Annotated in this window: 17 protein-coding genes; 11 read left to right on the top strand and 6 right to left on the bottom strand. The window is 39.1% G+C overall.

The genetic code is table 11. From position 1 onward, the window contains the following. Positions 1 to 6 precede the first annotated feature (6 nt). The 3 genes from C5749_RS03215 to C5749_RS03205 are packed head-to-tail and all read right to left on the bottom strand — an operon-like array spanning position 7 to position 2,994. A complete protein-coding gene (locus C5749_RS03215) occupies positions 7 to 1,662 on the bottom strand; it encodes an ABC1 kinase family protein (protein WP_105722954.1) in 1,656 nt (551 codons plus the stop codon). A 3-nt stretch (positions 1,663 to 1,665) separates the two neighbouring features. Next, positions 1,666 to 2,328 (bottom strand): hypothetical protein, encoded by a 663-nt coding sequence (locus tag C5749_RS03210; protein WP_105722952.1) that lies wholly within the window; start codon positions 2,326 to 2,328, stop codon positions 1,666 to 1,668. 57 nt (positions 2,329 to 2,385) lie between these two features. Next, the gene (locus C5749_RS03205; protein WP_105722950.1) at positions 2,386 to 2,994 is read right to left on the bottom strand and encodes a WbqC family protein; all 609 of its coding nucleotides are present in this window, start codon (positions 2,992 to 2,994) and stop codon (positions 2,386 to 2,388) included. A 71-nt stretch (positions 2,995 to 3,065) separates the two neighbouring features. Here C5749_RS03205 and C5749_RS03200 point away from each other — a divergent pair, with 71 nt between their 5' ends. The 10 genes from C5749_RS03200 (at position 3,066) to C5749_RS03155 (ending at position 15,767) form a co-directional block, all read left to right on the top strand. Then, positions 3,066 to 4,004: a lysophospholipid acyltransferase family protein gene (locus C5749_RS03200; RefSeq protein ID WP_245893599.1), complete on the top strand. Its 939-nt coding sequence runs from the start codon at positions 3,066 to 3,068 to the stop codon at positions 4,002 to 4,004. Continuing rightward, a complete protein-coding gene (locus tag C5749_RS03195) occupies positions 4,001 to 5,032 on the top strand; it encodes a glycosyltransferase family 2 protein (protein ID WP_105722946.1) in 1,032 nt (343 codons plus the stop codon). The genes C5749_RS03200 and C5749_RS03195 overlap by 4 nt, the downstream gene beginning before the upstream one ends. 46 nt (positions 5,033 to 5,078) lie before the next feature. Further along, positions 5,079 to 7,103 carry an NAD-dependent DNA ligase LigA gene (gene ligA, locus C5749_RS03190; protein ID WP_105722944.1) on the top strand — a complete coding sequence of 675 codons (2,025 nt, stop codon included), beginning with the start codon at positions 5,079 to 5,081 and terminating at the stop codon, positions 7,101 to 7,103. A 24-nt stretch (positions 7,104 to 7,127) separates the two neighbouring features. Continuing rightward, positions 7,128 to 8,009 carry a 4-hydroxy-tetrahydrodipicolinate synthase gene (gene dapA / locus C5749_RS03185; protein ID WP_105722942.1) on the top strand — a complete coding sequence of 294 codons (882 nt, stop codon included), beginning with the start codon at positions 7,128 to 7,130 and terminating at the stop codon, positions 8,007 to 8,009. A 356-nt stretch (positions 8,010 to 8,365) separates the two neighbouring features. Next, a complete protein-coding gene (locus C5749_RS03180) occupies positions 8,366 to 10,378 on the top strand; it encodes a BCCT family transporter (protein WP_105722940.1) in 2,013 nt (670 codons plus the stop codon). A gap of 151 nt (positions 10,379 to 10,529) precedes the next feature. Then, positions 10,530 to 11,012, top strand: coding sequence for a TlpA family protein disulfide reductase (locus tag C5749_RS03175; protein WP_105722938.1), 483 nt, complete (start codon positions 10,530 to 10,532; stop codon positions 11,010 to 11,012). Positions 11,013 to 11,019: 7 nt separating this feature from the next. Next, complete coding sequence (locus C5749_RS03170) at positions 11,020 to 11,616, top strand: thioredoxin family protein (RefSeq protein ID WP_105722936.1); 597 nt, start codon at positions 11,020 to 11,022, stop codon at positions 11,614 to 11,616. Positions 11,617 to 11,774: 158 nt separating this feature from the next. Then, positions 11,775 to 12,473, top strand: coding sequence for a hypothetical protein (locus C5749_RS03165; RefSeq protein WP_105722934.1), 699 nt, complete (start codon positions 11,775 to 11,777; stop codon positions 12,471 to 12,473). 3 nt (positions 12,474 to 12,476) lie between these two features. Next, positions 12,477 to 14,474, top strand: a complete 1,998-nt coding sequence (locus C5749_RS03160; protein ID WP_105722932.1) for a DUF4836 family protein — start codon at positions 12,477 to 12,479, stop codon at positions 14,472 to 14,474. Positions 14,475 to 14,486: 12 nt separating this feature from the next. Further along, positions 14,487 to 15,767, top strand: coding sequence for a hypothetical protein (locus C5749_RS03155; RefSeq protein ID WP_146113668.1), 1,281 nt, complete (start codon positions 14,487 to 14,489; stop codon positions 15,765 to 15,767). A gap of 11 nt (positions 15,768 to 15,778) precedes the next feature. On the opposite strand, the gene C5749_RS03150 is transcribed toward C5749_RS03155, so the two are convergent. Then, entirely contained in the window at positions 15,779 to 16,291 is a 513-nt protein-coding gene (locus C5749_RS03150) for a hypothetical protein (RefSeq protein WP_105722928.1), read from the bottom strand. Positions 16,292 to 16,493: 202 nt separating this feature from the next. On the opposite strand from C5749_RS03150, the gene C5749_RS03145 reads away from it, so the two are divergent. Beyond that, the gene (locus tag C5749_RS03145) at positions 16,494 to 17,798 is read left to right on the top strand and encodes a DEAD/DEAH box helicase (RefSeq protein WP_105722926.1); all 1,305 of its coding nucleotides are present in this window, start codon (positions 16,494 to 16,496) and stop codon (positions 17,796 to 17,798) included. Here C5749_RS03145 and C5749_RS03140 read toward each other — a convergent pair. Both C5749_RS03140 and coaD read right to left on the bottom strand, forming a co-directional pair. After that, the gene (locus C5749_RS03140; protein ID WP_105722924.1) at positions 17,795 to 18,169 is read right to left on the bottom strand and encodes a DUF4180 domain-containing protein; all 375 of its coding nucleotides are present in this window, start codon (positions 18,167 to 18,169) and stop codon (positions 17,795 to 17,797) included. The genes C5749_RS03145 and C5749_RS03140 overlap by 4 nt on opposite strands. A gap of 31 nt (positions 18,170 to 18,200) precedes the next feature. After that, complete coding sequence (coaD, locus tag C5749_RS03135; RefSeq protein ID WP_105722922.1) at positions 18,201 to 18,662, bottom strand: pantetheine-phosphate adenylyltransferase; 462 nt, start codon at positions 18,660 to 18,662, stop codon at positions 18,201 to 18,203. Positions 18,663 to 18,678: the final 16 nt, after the last annotated feature.

Below are 18,678 nucleotides of genomic sequence, written 5' to 3'. Positions count from 1 at the left end.
AACAGGCTATTTACTACGTAACAGGTATATTATGAGTATAGTAGATAACACAAAACTGGCTATAAACCCGAGCCAAGACAAAATCGGGACCCCTAACAGTATATAACCTACCCTGCCATGCGCTAAGATACTCGCGCCCACACCGAATGTCATAGCTAATATAGAAAGTAAGAATTTATTTCCTATCCGGTGAAAAATCAATTGCATACGGTCAAAATCTTGAATTTTATGATTCAGTGTCAACTTATCCGATTTGGCTTTCTCTAATAGGGTAATCAAATCTTGCGGCACCTCCGTTAGTACTTCTTTTATAAACTTACCTTTTTCCAAAAGTTGTTTTTTTAGATAATCGGCAGAGGTCTTCTCTTTTGCTATTTTCGTAGCAAATGGTTTGATACTTTGCGGGATATTAAGTTGTGCATCGAGTTGCCTCCCCGTACCTTCCAGCAAGGAAATTCCGCGTAACAGAACATAGACAAAATCCGGAAGCAAAATGCTGTTATATTGTAGTATCTTATTTAATTTCCTGAACATAACAGCGATATCAATATCGTCCAACGCATTTTCTTCGATCATCTGAAAAATTTCAAAAGCATCACGTTCTAGCTGACGTTCGTCTTCGATATGGTGAACCACTGCTAGTTTTTTAACATTGCGAATAAGGTCCTTAGCGTCGTTCATTAAAAAGTTGATGACCATAGCCTCAATAATATCACGATCACGTGGTATCATGAACCCCATCGATCCAAAATCTATAAATACTACCTGTCCTTGTTTATTGACAAACACATTTCCCGGATGCGGGTCGGCATGAAAAAAACCATGTTGGAGTATTTGCTCCAGGTACAAATCCAAACAATTCTGTAAAATGGTTCCGGGCGAAATGCCGTAAGAATGAAGTCCGCTGATATCGTTCACTTTAATTCCTTCCACGTACTCCATACATAATATCTCATCGTTGGAATACGCCCGGTATGTTTTAGGTACGTAGATAGTATGATTTCCATTGAAATTTCGACGAAAGCGTTCGATGCTATTTAACTCATTTGTAAAGGACAGTTCGTTGAGTAAAGAGTTGGCAAATGATTGAACGACTTCATAAAGGTTGATTTTCTGAATAACTTCGTATTTGTCACGAAGTAGCTTTACCAAATCTTGTATAAAATCTAAATCAGCATGAACGATATCACTTATTCCTTTTCTTCTCACCTTTAAAACGACTACCGTTCCATCTTTTAGCACTGCACGATACACTTGTGCAATAGACGCAGCAGCGATGGGGATCTCATCAATATGTTCAAAATGTTCGTCGACGTTTATATCGAATGCCTCCTGAAGTTTTGCTTTTATATCGATAATATCTGTAGGTACTTCGTCCTGTAACTTTACCAGTTCCTGTCTTAAATCACGCGGGACAATATCCGCCCTATTGCTAAGAAGTTGTCCAAGCTTAATGAAGGTAGGTCCTAGTTCTTCGATAGCAGCGCGTACACGAACATTAAAATTATCTTCAAAAATCCGACGCGTATGCGTATTCCATAACAGGAAGCTGTCTGGAATAATCCGGTCGATGTTTGAACGTGACACCACTTCTTCCAAACCGTGTTTGGATAATACCTGAAGAATGTATCCTATCCGTTTAAACTTATAAATACCGTACATACGCTAATCTTTATAGGTTTCAATACCGATTACTCCGGTAACCTTTTCACTTAAACGTGTAATATCAGATTTTAGTCCAAACATTATCGTTAGAAACTGTATAGGATTACCTTCAATTTTTCTGAAATTATACATATAACCTATTTCTCCCCCAATGAAAAAACCCGGAAATTTATAATCTGCTCCCATACCTACTTTTCCCGCAACAGTCAGTGAATTTTTATTAGACATTCGCAGTTTTTCGGCAACTATATTTCCTCTAGGCTCCACAATTAACCCCGCTACTGGGCCGATATAGGCAAAGGTATTCAGACGCTTATATTGGTATCTTCTCCCGGCCGTTAGGCTAAGCATATAAAAATTAGTTCGACCATTCTCTATGATATAATTGTATTTGGGATCGTGTTTTTGCTGGTCATAACGAAATGCCAACATATAGAGTGTGGGACTAAGAAAATAGCGACTGTCTTTTAAAGCAATATCGAGACCGGCACTCCCTGAAAATAGCTTTGTTCCCAGTACGTTCTTTGATTTTCCCAATGGAAAAGATAGCCCTGTCCCCCCCATATAGTAAATCTTACGATGGTGTAAGCTGTCTACTTCTGTCTGTGCAGATAACATAAGACAGCCCGCACATAGCAAAAGAAGTGAAAAAAATATTTTCATGAAATAATTGTATTGCCTTTATACAACAAGCAACTCCAACAAAATGTTTCGCGATGACTACAAATAACTTTTACTCTGCGGACCGTGATTAAATAGAAGATCAACTGCGCTAAGATCGGGCAAGAAACCATGTTTATCCTCAAATACCTGATAATAGGGTTTCGGACGTTCCAATAGGCTTGGTTTCTTAGGATGGATAGCTTCCCGGTAATCCACGGGTTCTATTCGGGAAGTATAAGCTTGTGTAAACGTAATAGGACGATTTATTTTCAAGCATTTCAACAGCAGTTGTAATTGTTCGATATTGAAATCCAAGAGAAAGTCATACCTTTTCGCATAAAATCGATAGAAATCATCTTCATAATATTCAAAATATGCCGAACTACGATATGCAGTCTGTAAACTAAGCCAGTGTAGACGTTGCCAGTTAAAGTCATAGTTAATCCGAATATCTCTCACAGGAACATGCTCATTTTCCCCATGTAAAATAGGAACAATAAGATTTAACACGCCATTTGCAGTTGCTATTTTTGCACGTGTCCTATAGGTTTGTTTTGGGTAGTGTTCAAATCGTTCAATTAGTAGCGGTTGCTCATTTTGTTGAATGATATGAAAATAACTGACAGCAGGTAAATAAAAAGCAGGTAAAAGCAACTGTGATTCCATGTATTTTAACTAATTTAGGCAAAAATAAACTTATTTAGGGAATTTTCTCTATAAATAACCCTGTACTAGGGTTGAGGAGATTTAGAATTGACCGTATTCATGAGAAAGATAGCTTCATCGCACATGAAAGCAAATTTTTGGAGATGAGAAAAAGAAGTATAGACGTACTCCTATATATGCTCTCGTTATTACCTTTTTGGATATTATATGGTATATCCGACGCGTTGTATTATGTTCTTTTCTATGTTATTCGATATCGGAAGCACGTGGTATTTGATAACCTGAAAAATTCATTTCCTGAAAAGTCGGAACAGGAGCGATACCAACTAGCAAAGAAGTTCTATCGCTTTTTTCCAGACTTAGTAATCGAGGCGATTAAAATGCGAACCATGTCGGCGGAGCAAGTCCTAGAACGTATAGAACTCCTCAACCCGGAAGAAGTATATCGACATTTTGAGGATAATAAGGGTGTAATCGGTGTAACGGCACATTACGGGAACTGGGAGTTGGGTATTTATAGCCTTTCTCTTATGACTAATAACCCACGGCTTGTGATTTACAAACCTCTTAATGATAAAGCTTTCAATGAGGTTTACAATGGGCTACGTCGTCGCTTTGGTGCTACAATGGTTCCAATGAAACAAATCTTACGTCATGTGGTACGGTTAAAAGATATGCCTTATATCAGTATGTTTGTTGCGGATCAGACCCCAACTTATCAAGATTCCGATTATTTTATGGAGTTCTTGAATCAAGAAACATTGGTTTACACAGGTACTGAACGTATTGCTCGATTAACTAAGAACCCGGTTGTTTATTGCCATATCGGACGAAAGACAAAACGGGGGCATTACTTTTGTAAATTCACAACTTTGGTTGAGAATCCGGACGATTATCAAGAACATGAAATTACACAACTACATAATCGTTTTACAGAACAAATAATTAGAGGACAGCCGGAATACTGGTTGTGGACACACAGACGTTGGAAAAGAAAACGCAGAATATGACACATTACCCCAAAGTCGCCGTTGTTATTTTAAACTGGAATGGGAAGTTTTTCCTAGAGAAATTCCTTCCTTATATCTATAATAGCACCTATCCTAATATCGAATTCGTCGTTGGCGACAACGGTTCTACTGATGACTCCGTATCTTTTGTGCAGGATACGTATCCGTCTATTAAAATTATCAAAAACGATAAAAACCACGGTTTCGCAGGCGGATATAATGAAATATTAAAGCATGTTAAAGCTGATTATTATGTATTATTAAATTCTGATGTGGAAGTCACACCCAATTGGATATTACCTGTTGTTCGCTATTTGGAAACAGAACCTAATATGGTCGCCGCACAGCCTAAAATTCTGGCCTATCATGATAAAGGAATCTTTGAACATGCCGGAGCAGGTGGCGGATTTATCGATAAGTTTGGATATCCATTCTGCCGAGGCAGGTTATTCCACAAGGTGGAATCTGATCGACAGCAATACGACGATAATCGGGAAATCTTCTGGGCAACGGGCGCGGCATTATTCATTCGTGCCGACGTATGGCAAGAAGCTGGCGGGTTTGACGACGATTTTTTTGCGCACATGGAAGAAATTGACTTATGCTGGCGACTTAAACGGATGGGATATCGTATTGGTTACGTTGCAGACTCTACTGTATATCATGTAGGTGGCGGAACGTTAAACGCCAGCAACCCTAAAAAGACCTATCTTAACTTTCGCAACAACCTGTTGATGATACAAAAGAATGCCGGTTTTTTCGCTTGTTGGTGGGTCATATTTATACGTCTATGGTTGGACCTATTAGCATTGATCAAGTTTCTTATCGATGGCAAACCACGTGACGCCTGGGCTATCAGTAGAGCGCATCAGTACATTTTTCTTAACATCTTCAAGAATGCCAAAAAGAGAAAACGCTACGCTGTAAAGGAAAACCGGACGGGGCTGTATAAAAAATCTATTGTCTGGGATTTTTACGTTAATAAACTGCGGAAGTTTTCCCAATTGAACAACAAGAACTTTTATTAATGTTTAATTTTGCGCATACACCTAAATTTATCTAGTTTTGTCCACTATGCTTGCAGATATTCAGGAAAAAATAGCACGACTGGCACAAGAGTTGAAGGAATATAATTATCAATATTATGTACTTGCCAATTCCGTTATATCAGATTATGAGTTTGATATAAAACTGAAAGAATTGGAGGCTCTGGAGGAAGAATATCCGCAATTTAAAGACCCTAATTCTCCAACACAAAAGGTGGGTGGGGATATTACGCATAAATTCAACACGATAAAACACCGCTGGCCGATGCTTTCATTAGGTAATACCTATAATGAGCAGGAATTGCGTGATTTTGATGAACGTGTTCGCAAAGCTGTCGGAAATGACGTGCAATATGTCTGTGAATTGAAATTTGATGGGCTTTCTATCTCTATCACCTATGAGCAAGGCAAGCTTGTCCGTGCCGTGACTCGTGGCGACGGTACACAGGGAGATGAGGTTACCAATAACGTCAAAACGATTCGGAGTATCCCTCATTCGTTGAAAACGGATGGTTATCCCGATTTATTTGAAATACGCGGTGAAATATTTATGCATCATGCCGCTTTTGAAAGGCTGAATCAGCAGCGGGAGAAAAACGGTGAACAACCCTATGCAAACCCGCGCAATTTTGCTTCGGGCACCATCAAATTACAAGACCCAAAGGAAGTCGCTAAACGTCCACTGGACTGTTTTCTTTATTTTTTGTATGCGGATAATCGAAACAGAATTTTCGACAGCCATTGGGAAAGTATTCAAGCGGTTAAAAGCTGGGGATTTCCTATATGTGAACACACAAAATTGTGCAAGAATATAGATGAAATACTAGCTTTTATCGATTTTTGGGAAGAGATGCGTCACCAGCTGACCTACGATATTGATGGTATCGTCATCAAAGTAAATGACTATGCGCAGCAGGAAGAACTAGGTTTCACTGCAAAATCACCCCGTTGGGCGATATCTTATAAATATAAGGCCGAACGCGTGGAGACATTATTGAAAAACGTTACCTATCAAGTTGGTCGTACGGGTGCTGTCACCCCTGTAGCAAATCTTGAACCTGTGTTGTTAGCAGGAACAACAGTAAAACGAGCGTCTCTGCATAATGCCAATGAAATTGACCGATTAGATTTGCATGAAGGTGATACGGTATATGTGGAAAAAGGGGGGGAAATCATTCCAAAAATAATCGGTGTTAATAATGAAAAGCGTGCTGTCGGCACCTCTCCTGTTGTATACCCAACAGTCTGTCCTGAATGCCATGAACCACTTGTGAGGCAGGAAGGTGAAGCCGTGCATTATTGCCCTAATGAAACCGGATGTAGACCACAGATCGTTGGTAAGCTACAACACTTCATTGGTCGTAAAATGATGGATATACAGGGAATGGGAAATGAAACAATGGAAACGTTTTATTCCTTAGGTATTCTACGTAATATCAGTGATATTTATTCGTTAAAAGAACATCGGGAAGAATTGAAGTCCATTGAACGGTTTGGCGAAAAGTCTATTGACAATATGCTGACCGGTATCGAAAACTCGAAAAGTAAACCTTTTGAAAAAGTTCTCTTTGCTTTAGGTATCCGTCACGTTGGTGAAACGATCGCAAAAAAACTAGCTTTGCATTTCAAAAGTTTAGATAACTTAGTGCAAGCTAGTGTAGAGGAAATTGCGAACGTGCAAGATATTGGAATACGTATCGCAGAGAGTGTATATAATTATCTCCACAGTGAGCAACATCTATTGGAAATAAGCAAACTGAAGGCCGCGGGTTTACAGTTTGAGATTGAAGAAAGGGAGATAGTATTGGCTGGCAAAAACTTAGCAGGAAAGACATTTCTTATTTCCGGGGTATTTGTTGATTTTTCGCGAGAAGAATTGGCACAGCTCATTGAGTCGCATGGCGGAAAAATGCTATCTTCTATTTCGGCTAAATTAAATTACTTAGTAGCAGGTGATAAAATGGGGCCATCAAAGTTAGCGAAGGCAGAAAAATTGAAAATACCCCTTATTTCGGATAAGGAAATTTTGGAAATGATTGATCAAAACAAATAAAAATATAGCATAATATATAATATAATGAATGAGCTTCAGGGAGCGGGTGTAGCATTGGTGACACCTTTTAACACGGATGGAACAGTTGATTATGGATCGTTAGGCAATCTAATCGATTATCAGATCAAAGAGGGTATGGATTATTTGGTCGTTTTAGGTACAACAGGAGAAACCGCCACACTAGATGCCGAAGAGCGAAAACAAGTGTGGGAGTTTGCATCTACACATGTAGCAGGGCGACTGCCCCTTGTGGCGGGTATCGGTGGCAATAACACACGAGAAATTGTAAGACAAGTTGATCAGTTTTCTATAAGCGGTTATTGTGCTATTCTTTCCGTTTCGCCTTATTATAACAAGCCCACACAAGAAGGTATATATCAACATTATAAAGCTATTTCGGAAGTATCCAAACTTCCGATAATCTTATACAATGTACCGGGAAGAACGGGTAGCAATATCTTACCAACCACAGCTATCCGTTTGGCAAAAGCATGTAGCAATATTGTCGCTATTAAAGAAGCTTCGGGCAGTTTCGCCCAGTTCGGCGAAATTATGCGAGATAAGCCAAGCGATTTTTTATTGATTTCTGGAGATGATCCAGCGACACTGCCTATGATGGCATTAGGGGCTGTGGGCGTTATTTCTGTTGTCGGAAATGCCTACCCTAAAAAAGTTGCAACGTTAGTAAAGGAATGTGCAGATGGCAATTATACATTAGCCCGGGAATTACATAATGTTTTACTGAAGATTACCGATCTATGTTTTATTGAAGGGAATCCTTGTGGGGCGAAATATATCCTTAAAAAACAGGGGATTATTACAACAGATGAAGTCCGATTGCCACTTGTCCCGGTTAGTCCGCAAACACAGGAAGCAATTGAAAAGGAAATGGCCATTATTGCGTAATTTACACTTGGTTTATGAGTTAAATCCTGGTGCCCCGTACACCAGGATTTTTTATATTTCCTCTATAAAATAATTCTTCAATAGCAGAGGAGAGCGAAATAAACCGCGTAGCGCTCATGAATGCCTTTGAAGGTATACGCCTTATGAACAATTCATTTCATATGCTCACGCAATTATATTGCATATAAAATTGAATTTATTTAGGTTTGTTCTGAAGAGTTATATTCGAGCTGTTTTTCAATGAACCGAGCAGTTGCTAGGAGGAAAAAGCCGGGTTCAAAAAAGTTCAAAAATAGGAATAGTGTAATAAAACAATTTTATCAAATAACTATTTAATATACTATAGACAATCAAATATGTTAAAAAAAAGCAAAACGACATTCCTTCCGGGAATTGTTATACCTAGCCTTATATTTATATTTGGTGTAACTATTTTATCTGTGTTCTTTCCTAACCGTACAGAATATTATCTATCCATTGTCAAGAACTTGCTGTTCGTGAACCTAAATTGGTTGTATGTAATGGTAGTAACCTTGTTTGTCTTTTTTCTCCTTTTCCTATTTTTTAGTAAATACGGCGGCATCAAGCTTGGTACTAACGATTCCAAACCCGAATTTTCGTTTTTTTCCTGGATATCGATGCTATTTGCAGCAGGAATGGGAATTGGCCTCATGTATTTCGGCGTAGCAGAACCTATGTCGCATTATACTGATCCGGCCTTTGGACAGGCCTCGTCCATACAACGGGCTAAAAACGCAGAGTTGTATACATTTTTTCACTGGGGAATACATGCTTGGTCCATATACGGCATCGTGGGCTTAAGTCTGGCATATTTTACCTACCGATACCGATTGCCTTTATCGCTCAGAAGTTGCTTTTACCCTATTTTGAAAGAGAAAATAGACGGTAAAGGCGGGGATATTATCGATATGTTCGCACTGTGTAGTACGTTTTTTGGAATCACCACCAGTCTTGGTTTTGGCGTTTCGCAGTTAAGTGCCGGTTTGGTTTACCTTGGGGTAATGGACGAGGTTACCTTTCGTTCGCAGATCATCCTTGTTATCATTGTGATGACCATCGCAGTTTTATCGGCAACAACTGGTGTAGCTAAAGGTGTAAAGTTCTTAAGTCAGATCAATATTGTAGCCGTTATCGCGCTGATGACGTTCGTCCTAATATTTGGCCCAACGGTTTATCTATTAGGGAGCTATTCAGAAAATCTGGGATACTATATCAATGAATTTTTTAATCTTACGTTTGCTACACATACATACGAACCGGAACATAAGGAGTGGTTCTTTAATTGGACTATTCTGTATTGGGCATGGTGGATTTCCTGGTCGCCCTATGTAGGGTTATTTATTGCCAAAATTTCCAAAGGTCGTACCATACGTGAATTTATTGGTGCTGTACTTGTTATCCCCACGCTGTTTAACTTTGCATGGATGACTTTCTTCGGAAACAGCGCTACTTGGTTAGACCAGCATACGGCGCAGGGCGCTCTTACTAAAGTAGCTAACAACGCTGACGTTCTTCTTTTCGAATTTTTCAAGTATCTCCCCCTTACCCCAGTAATCAGTTTGTTTGCTATCATTATTCTTGTTATCTTTTTTATTACATCGGCAGACTCAGGGATTTTCGTGATGAACAATATCTCTACGAAGAATGCAATGAAATCGCCTAGATGGCAACTAGTTTTCTGGGGGTCGATGCTGGCCCTCGTGGCGTTGGTACTGCTTAATGCAGGAGGACTCCAATCACTTCAAACGATGACGTTGATTACCGCCTTACCTTTTGCCATCATCATGCTGCTTTTTTGTTACAGCCTGGTAAAAGGATTGTTTATTGATAATGAATATTATACGCGACCTTTATCTCACTCGACCAGCAGTTGGTCGGGAACTTATTGGAGAGAGCGGTTGGATAGGATTATCTCATACCACGGTAAGAGCGACATTAATCAGTTTCTGTCCAAAACCGTAAAAGTAGCTTTCGAACAGCTGGCCGAAGCCTTTAAGGGAAATGGTATTATTGCAACGGTTGAAAGCTCTCTAACGGAATCACCTCATCACGTAGAAATTAAGATACAGCACGAAAATATGGCTGACTTCATGTATGGGGTGGAAAACGTCGAAACGGCAGTTTCCGATTATTTCCGAAATGAAGACAATGCACCGGATATAGAGCACCAGCGAACTTACATCCCACGGACGTACTTCGGCGATAGCAGAAAAGGCTATGACATTCAGTATTTCACGAAAGACGAGATTATTAGTGATGTATTAAAACAATATGAACGCTTCCTTAGTCTGTCTTCCGATCAAAAAAATGAAATATTTCTTGGACAAAATATCCGCGAAGAGGATTAATCAACTGTTAAAATTTGTTAATACAAATCCCGGAGTTCCCCGCTTCGGGATTTTGTTATTTATAGATTTCGTCTTGTATTTCCTTAATTACATGTAAACAAAAAATGGGTTTGTCTGTTGTAATTGTAAGGTTAGAACTAAAAATGAGGGAGTGAGAAAACTAAAAGGCATTACTTTGTTCGTTGTATTGACCGTTTCAAGTCTATCTGCTCAAGATATTAAAACTGTTAAATACGAACAAATGGAAGAGATCATTGATCAAAAGGTTGATAAACTAACCATTGTAAATTTTTGGGCCACTTGGTGCGCTCCGTGCATCGAAGAGATTCCACACTTTGTAACCGTGTTTAATCAGTATAGAGAATCGGCAGATCTCGATATTATATTTGTTTCCTTAGATCGTCTTATCAATATAAAAGAAGTAGCGAAAGTTACAAAGAGGTATAAAATGCCAGGAGAGCTGCTTTTGTTAGATGATGCAAAGCGATTCAACGAATGGATTCCAAAGGTTCATCCCGATTGGCAAGGGAATATACCCGCCACAGGGTTCTATCGAAACGGAACTCTTTTGGAATTTAATCCAGGCGTGCTGACAGAAGAAGGATTAACGCATATTATACATAAACTAAAGTAATATTTTTATGAAAAATTTCGCATTTATTTTAATATTGTTACTCGCCCATGTTGGTGCCATAGCACAGTATGCCATCGGTGATCAGGCAACAGATTTTAGCTTGCAGGCCGTAGACGGCAAAATGGTCTCGCTCTCAGACTATGCCGATGCAAAAGGATATATTGTTATTTTTACATGTAATACCTGCCCTTTTGCTGTTGCTTACGAGGATCGTATCAATGCTTTAGACAAAAAATATAAGGCGGCTGGATTTCCGGTAATAGCAATCAACCCCAATGACCCGGAGCTTTCACCAAAGGACAATATGGACGCTATGATCAAACGTTCTGCCGACAAAATGTTTAGTTTTCCGTATCTTTTAGATTCTGGACAAAATATCTATCCTCAGTACGGTGCACTAAGAACACCACACGTTTTTATTCTGAATAAAGAAAATGATAGTCATATCGTTCGTTATATTGGTGCTATTGACGACAACCACGAAGATGCTAACGACGTATCTGTTCATTATGTCGAAGATGCTGTAGATGCATTACTTGAAGGCGTGAGTATTAAAACAGAAAAAACGGTAGCCATCGGTTGTGATATCAAAGTAAAGAAGTAGGCAACGAAACTATATAATAAAAATATGCATAAGCTGACTAAAAATTATAGTCAGCTTTTTTTAACGCATCTCTACAATCTATATACATCTAGAAAATCCCAAATTCTAGGTATTTTTCGGTACTAACTATTTGTTATCTTTGCTCAACAAAAGATAATATGAGAAAAAATATCGATGTACACATCAAAAGACTCCCGCTTTTCCTATTGTTAATAATAAGTTGTTTGACACTGAGTAGTTGTTTCGATCTAGTCGAGCAGATTGATATGAACCACAAAGGGTCTGGTACGATTAAAGCGACTTTGAATCTAAGCAAGAGTCGTACAAAAGTTGCTTCACTCTTGAAAATGAAACAATTCAACGGTATTGATATTCCGTCAGAAACAAGTATCAAACAAGAAATGGGAAAAATTGTACGGACACTGAAATCTACTCAGGGGATCAGCAATGTTCAATATAACCTCGATTTCAACAATTATATCGCCACATTGTCGTGCAGTTTCGAACATATACAGGCTTTAAATGATTTTAGCAAGGCTTTGTCCGGTCAATTTAAAACGCCGATTACAAGCTATAACAGCTATCGATATAATCGAGCAACAAAAACGTTCACACGTTCTTATACTTACTCGCCAAATCTAGCGAAAGAGTTTTCTAAAATTCCAAACGACGATAAAGGTCTCTTTGCAGAAGCCTACTACACCAATATTATTCGCTTTGACAAAAACATTCAATCACAAAGCCATAAAAATGCGAAAATATCTGCCAATAAACAGGCGGTCTTTTTAAAGGTAAAAGCTACCGATCTGATCAATGGTTCTACCAGTTTAACAAATACAATCACGCTTGTAAAATAAAAAATGAAATTTCAAAAAAGTTATATTGCTACATTATTAGGTCTATCGATGGTCGCTACCAGTTACGGGCAGCAAGACCTTATCCAACAAGTACCAGAAAATGCATCATTCGTGGTGGTCATCAATAACCAGGCTATTATCCAACATAGCTCTTTCCAAAAAATAAACGACGTACTAGAAAAGTTTGGCGCGTTTGATGATATTGGTAAACAAGGCGTACAGATACAAAGCATCCATGACCTTGATTTAGCATACGACAGAAGTGCTTATATCTATAAGACAGATACGGATAGTTCCTACTATACGGGTATTCTTCTGCCATTAAAAGCAGGACATCAGATAGAGACGCATCTCTTTAGTAAGCTTTCTCCGTTACCGGCCTCTCAGGGTTATGAGCGTCGTGTCAGTACCGATGGAAAAACGCAGGTTGCTTGGAATGAACATAGTGTTTTTATAATGACCGGTGATGCACGCCGTTATTATTTCGATAATGATTCTGTTGCTGAACGCTATGGTATTGAATTAAAAGATTACAATAAAGCTGTAGGGTTTTCCGATTACGATTTTCAAAACGTACCGGATACTGGTTACCTAGAGGATGCCGCAGATGCCGCGGAAGCTGATTACGACATTGCAGACAGCGCCGAAACAACCTGGCAAGCTTACGGTTTTGAAGCCGATACCACAGACAGTGTTTTGTTAGATGTCCCCCCACCACCGGCAGTCCCGGAGCCCGAGCTATATACAGATTATCAAGCATATGATACCTATTCAGATTCCACCTATCAAAAAGAGATGGCTCGGAACGCGAAAAACGATTCTCTGCGGAATGCCGCTTTTGCATCGTGGCTTTCACAAGATTTTGATCGTTACCTCCACCCCGCCCAAAACGCGACGTCACATAAATTTCTAAACAAGTTTGATAAGAAAAACACCCTGGTGCATTTTTGGTCTAGGAACATGATGAGCCTTTACAGCCAGTCCATACCTTACTATATGCCGACGATGCAATATGCCTTAACCGATCAAATCGAAAAACTCGCCTATGCATATCAAGACATCGTCCTCGATTTAGTACAAGAAAAGCATACACTAAAAGTACAGGGGTCGTTCGGTTTAGAAAAGGAAATGGAGCGTATGATCAAGCCGATATACAAAAACAAAATGAACCGTAAGTTTGCGCGTTATATACCTGAAAACCATATTGGTTATATGTCTCTCAATGTCAACTCCGAAGCTTATTTAAAAAACTTCCCGCTCATGATGGAGCGGCTATATGGATCTTCGATGTACTTTTCCTTTGGTGAGGTAGCCGACATTGTGGTGACAGCGTTGGAAATAACCTTGGACGAGAAAGCTATTGCGAATGTTATGGGGGGCGATCACCTTCTGTTCGTCAACGAGATGAAAAAAGTAAAAAAAGAATATATCGACTACCAATACGACGAAAACACTTTCGATTATAAGGAGATAAAGAAAACAAAAGACGATTATATTCCTACTTTCTTGTGGATGTTTACATCAGAAGACCAGCGTATCTATAAAAAGATATTGAAGCTCGGAGAATCTAAAGACAAAGTAACACAAACAGACGGTATCTATCGTATTTCGGACAACCCGAGTGATGAGATACTATATGTCTTGTTTAAAGATAACATTGTATTTGTAAGCAACGATGACGAGCAACTCGCAGCCATCCGGTCAAACCGCTTTCAGACTTCACGGAATAAACATATTAAAAAGCAGATTTTCTCCAATACCATGACAGCGGTTACGCATCTTTCCGAGATTCCCAAAACTATTAATAAATTAGGGATACCTGTTATCAAACGTTGGGATCACTTGGTAAATAATCTATCGGAATACGGTGATGTCACTATCGTCGCGCAAGGGAACAAAAAAGGCAGAATAACTGGAGAAGTAGCTGTCGATTTCCCTCAACAGGAAACAAATGCGCTACAATATCTTTTACAGGAACTGTTAAAGACGATAGATAAATAATACACGGAGTTAATGAAACGCACGTTATGGATTTTTGTGATGGTACTGGTGATTGCAGCCAGTACCATCATTGCATTATACCTATTCAGAAAAAACAGGGCACTTAACCAATATGTGCATTCTAAAAGTCAGGCTATCATATCGCTTGCATTGGACGATCTGTTGTTGGATAATCTCGACCAACTTTTTAAAAGTCGAACGCAAGACACACTCGGAGATAAATTATCCCTGTTGGATATAGAGAATTGGTGGAAGGCGGGAATCTCTATTCCTGCACAACTTCACTTTTTTTCATTGAACAATGACCCATTCACGTTCTTCACGATCCAACGCATTAATAATATTGGAAAATGGGAAGCTTTTTTAAATAAATACGCTAACGACTCCGTACATGCTATCGACAACGCTCCGGAGTTAAGATTAGCTCACTTCCCTCCTTTTATGACTACGCTCCACAATGAACACTATGTGTTATTCCGTATTGGTCTTTCAAAACCGGACAGCGTGGAAGAAATGAAGATGATATGGTCAGAAGAAAAAGATTGGATGTATGTAAGGAACCTTCCTTCTTATTCGACAAAAAAAACAAATGCACATATAACCTACCGCGACATTGACGGAACGTCTCAGTTATTTGCCGACATAGCTGAAAATCAAATGTCATTGTCTGGCCAATGGCAACTCACTACGGAGATACCGACCGATGTTATACAGGTTCGTAAACCAAAGGAAAATACGAATCTTTTTCTATCGTTTTGGAGTGAGCTGCCACTCGCACAAACACCGGTTATTACCAAATTTTTATCTGCTGTTTCCGGAATAGAAGAGATCAAACTAATAAATAACTCGTATGGATATACAGACCTTTTTATTGGTAATAACATGATAATGCAACAAGATACTATTGTCGTGTATGATTATGACGAAGATTTTAATAGTATAGAAAGAAAGGAAATACAGGAAATCAGCGTGCCGCTTATCGAAAGTGTCTGGAAAGGAAATGAACAGCTTGCCTTTTCACTACCCAATAAATTATTCTATAAATTCAGCAAGACTTATACCGATAGCCTCATCCTGCTGTCTACCGATGAGCGGGTAGAATTTTCTCCTACTTTTGAAAGGACATCCAGTCCATTCTACCTACTGGTTGATTTCGAGAACATACCGAGTTCTTGGGACGGTTCTATCGTCAGATCCTTACAGCAACGTGACGCTAAAATAGAGATCTCGACATTATCATCAAATCGTATTACATTAGAAATTGATGGCTGTATTACCTATAACGGAAAGTAATTTTTTTGACATTACCGGCGATCCCATGACCCTCGGTGATAGACCCCCGGTACGGCGTGGTCGCCTTCTTCAAAACCAAACGCGACATATCGTACATTAGGCAGCTCTGTGAATGAATAGGTGGTAGACACCATAAACTGTTGTGCTCCCGCTGTCCCCATTTGCTGTGTCAACACGGTGCTTTCGGGAATTTCGAGGTACACCGTATCACCGAAAGTTTCGATATATTTGACCTGTACATTCGGCCATGTATGATTTATCATCTTTTCAATGCGCTCGGCTGTTAAAGTATCTGCTTGGACTTTCCGTAGTTTAACCGGTTTAAAGTTATTAGTGGTCGTATCAAACCGGTATTCCCAAAGCGCATCCGTAGGTACATAAACAAATGGGGTTTCTGTATCCTGATCAATTTTTTTGGACATCGTATCAGGTTCGTCATGTTGTTCTTCTTTCTGCTGTGTTGATTGATTACAACCTACACCTAATAATAATAACAACCCGATAAATAGTGTCTTGATACCCATACGAATGCCTCTACTCTTTTTTGAATAAACGTACAGAGATTGAATATGTTTAGGAGAAAATTAAAAAGGCCTCAACCGGGGAGATTGAAGCCTTTTACTAACTAACCAATTATTAACCTAAATTATGAATTGTCGATATAACAACAATTAATATGCCAAATTTTAAAAAAAGAACACAAAAAATAATCCGTATTTTTGACGCATGGAGCTTCAACAAATATTAAATAGGATGCAGATTGCTGAATTAAATGCAATGCAACAAGCAGTCCTAAATACCTATGATCGTACAAGAGATTTCGTTTTACATTCCCCTACGGGAAGTGGTAAAACACTTGCTTTCGCTTTATTGCTCGCACAACGTCTAGAAAAAGATAAGCAGGGTGTACAAGCGTTGATCCTAGTACCGACACGGGAATTAGCGCTTCAGATAGAACAAGTGATGCGCAAAGCGTTTTCTGGTTTTAAGATAACCTGTGTTTATGGAGGGAATGATACGAAGACAGAACGTAATAAACTTCGCGAAGCTCCAAGCTTATTAATAGGAACTCCTGGACGGGTGATGTATCATATCGAGAGAACATACATTGATGTGTCAACTATACAAACACTCGTCTTGGATGAGTTTGACAAATCGCTTGAATTTGGCTTTCAAGAGCAAATGCAATTTATCATCGAACAGCTTCCGCGACTTCAACATCGCATACTTACTTCAGCAACGAAAATGACCGACATTCCAAGTTTTACTGGAATTGGTGATTTTGTTACAGTCGATTTTTCTGCTGATGCTGATACGGCTCCTAAACTCACAATCAAAAAAGTAATCACCCCTGCACAGTATAAATTGAGTACGTTATTTAAATTATTGTGCAAGAATGGAGAAAAGAAAACGCTTATTTTTTGTAATCATCGGGAGGCTGTAGATCATATCAGTGAATTGCTTGAAAATCGGGAAATTATACACGATATGTTTCATGGCGGTTTAGAACAAGAAGACCGGGAGCTTGCGTTACTTAAATTCCGGAACAATTCCAATCGTATTTTGATCACGACGGATTTAGCTGCCCGTGGATTGGATATCCCGGAAGTGGACGTAATAATACATTACCAGCTACCTTATAAAGAAGATGCCTTCATACATCGTAATGGCCGAACAGCACGTATGCAAGCCAGCGGTGAAGTGTACGTTATCCTGAAACCGGAAGAAGAATACCCCTATGTACCAGAAGATAGTGAAACCGTGCTTCTAGATGAAGAATACCCGCTTCCTCCAAATTCTCCTTTTGCTACACTTTACATTACAGGGGGTAAAAAAGACAAGATCAATAAAATCGATATCGTTGGTTTTCTGCTAAATCTCGATGGCATATCCAAAGAACAGGTCGGCATAATTGAAGTCAAAGATAAAGAATCGTACGCCGCTGTGGAGCGCGCTGTAGCCGCTAGTATTATCAAACAAGCGAATAATCAGAAGATCAAAGGCCGGAAGATACGGGTTGGGAGAACTTAGTTTTTTTGATCTATCTGCCCAAGGCGGTTTAACGCTTCATTAAGGGAAGCCACGAAATTAACGTGCTTTCCTTTGTTGCTCTCGTAAATGAAATCGTTCAGACTTTTGCTTTTAACGTTTGAAAAATCGCCAATAATGAAAAGAGAAACACGATAGTTGGAAAATTTCTGAAGAATTTCTCCAGCCATCTTGTTTTTTAAATCGAAGAAATCAGGTATTATATTTTTCTGATGGATAATCATCTTATCAAATCCTTGATAATACACATTACCCATTAAATCCAACGCATCTTCGGCATTTTGGATAATGATCTCATCTGCGATTATTTCGGCAATCTTAATATTATTTATTTTGTGCGTTTGGATGTTCATCGTTATTGTTTTGTATCTATATATCTCCTTTTCATATATACCGCAAAACCTCCTTCGGAACCAATGCAGAAACATCACCTTTGTGAGACAGAATATCCCGAACAATCGTCGAAGAAATGTGAGCCAATCCGGATTTTGCCATGAGGAAATACGTTTCTATTTCAGGTGCAAGCAAGAGGTTGTTCTGTGCAATCGCATTTTCAAATTCAAAATCACCGGTGTTACGCAAACCGCGAAGCAGATATTTTGCCCCTATTTCCTTGCAAAAGTCTATCGTTAGATCCGAAAACTGTGTCACTTCTACCCTTTCGTTCGATTGGAAAAGATCCGAAATAGCTTTTACACGATCATCAAAAGACATCAATCCTTTTTTCGTACTATTCACGCCTATTGCAATCACAATCTTATCAAATAACGATAAACCTCTTTCGACTATATTTTGGTGGGCAAAAGTAAAAGGATCAAACGATCCGGCAAAAACGGCGATTTTCATATGCGGCAAAATTTAC

The sequence above is a fragment of the Sphingobacterium gobiense genome (assembly GCF_002980575.1).
Taxonomy (GTDB): domain Bacteria; phylum Bacteroidota; class Bacteroidia; order Sphingobacteriales; family Sphingobacteriaceae; genus Sphingobacterium; species Sphingobacterium gobiense.
Note: the sequence above shows the minus strand (reverse complement) of the source record. Positions and strands in the feature narration are given on the sequence as shown.

Bases quoted from the DNA above. Each gene is read 5' to 3' on its own strand.
- C5749_RS03215 (WP_105722954.1), bottom strand. From the start codon at position 1,662: ATGTACGGTATTTATAAGTTTAAACGGATAGGATACATTCTTCAGGTA.
- C5749_RS03210 (WP_105722952.1), bottom strand. From the start codon at position 2,328: ATGAAAATATTTTTTTCACTTCTTTTGCTATGTGCGGGCTGTCTTATG.
- C5749_RS03205 (WP_105722950.1), bottom strand. From the start codon at position 2,994: ATGGAATCACAGTTGCTTTTACCTGCTTTTTATTTACCTGCTGTCAGT.
- C5749_RS03195 (WP_105722946.1), top strand. From the start codon at position 4,001: ATGACACATTACCCCAAAGTCGCCGTTGTTATTTTAAACTGGAATGGG.
- ligA (WP_105722944.1), top strand. From the start codon at position 5,079: ATGCTTGCAGATATTCAGGAAAAAATAGCACGACTGGCACAAGAGTTG.
- dapA (WP_105722942.1), top strand. From the start codon at position 7,128: ATGAATGAGCTTCAGGGAGCGGGTGTAGCATTGGTGACACCTTTTAAC.
- C5749_RS03180 (WP_105722940.1), top strand. From the start codon at position 8,366: ATGTTAAAAAAAAGCAAAACGACATTCCTTCCGGGAATTGTTATACCT.
- C5749_RS03170 (WP_105722936.1), top strand. From the start codon at position 11,020: ATGAAAAATTTCGCATTTATTTTAATATTGTTACTCGCCCATGTTGGT.
- C5749_RS03165 (WP_105722934.1), top strand. From the start codon at position 11,775: ATGAGAAAAAATATCGATGTACACATCAAAAGACTCCCGCTTTTCCTA.
- C5749_RS03160 (WP_105722932.1), top strand. From the start codon at position 12,477: ATGAAATTTCAAAAAAGTTATATTGCTACATTATTAGGTCTATCGATG.
- C5749_RS03155 (WP_146113668.1), top strand. From the start codon at position 14,487: ATGAAACGCACGTTATGGATTTTTGTGATGGTACTGGTGATTGCAGCC.
- C5749_RS03150 (WP_105722928.1), bottom strand. From the start codon at position 16,291: ATGGGTATCAAGACACTATTTATCGGGTTGTTATTATTATTAGGTGTA.
- C5749_RS03145 (WP_105722926.1), top strand. From the start codon at position 16,494: ATGGAGCTTCAACAAATATTAAATAGGATGCAGATTGCTGAATTAAAT.
- C5749_RS03140 (WP_105722924.1), bottom strand. From the start codon at position 18,169: ATGAACATCCAAACGCACAAAATAAATAATATTAAGATTGCCGAAATA.
- coaD (WP_105722922.1), bottom strand. From the start codon at position 18,662: ATGAAAATCGCCGTTTTTGCCGGATCGTTTGATCCTTTTACTTTTGCC.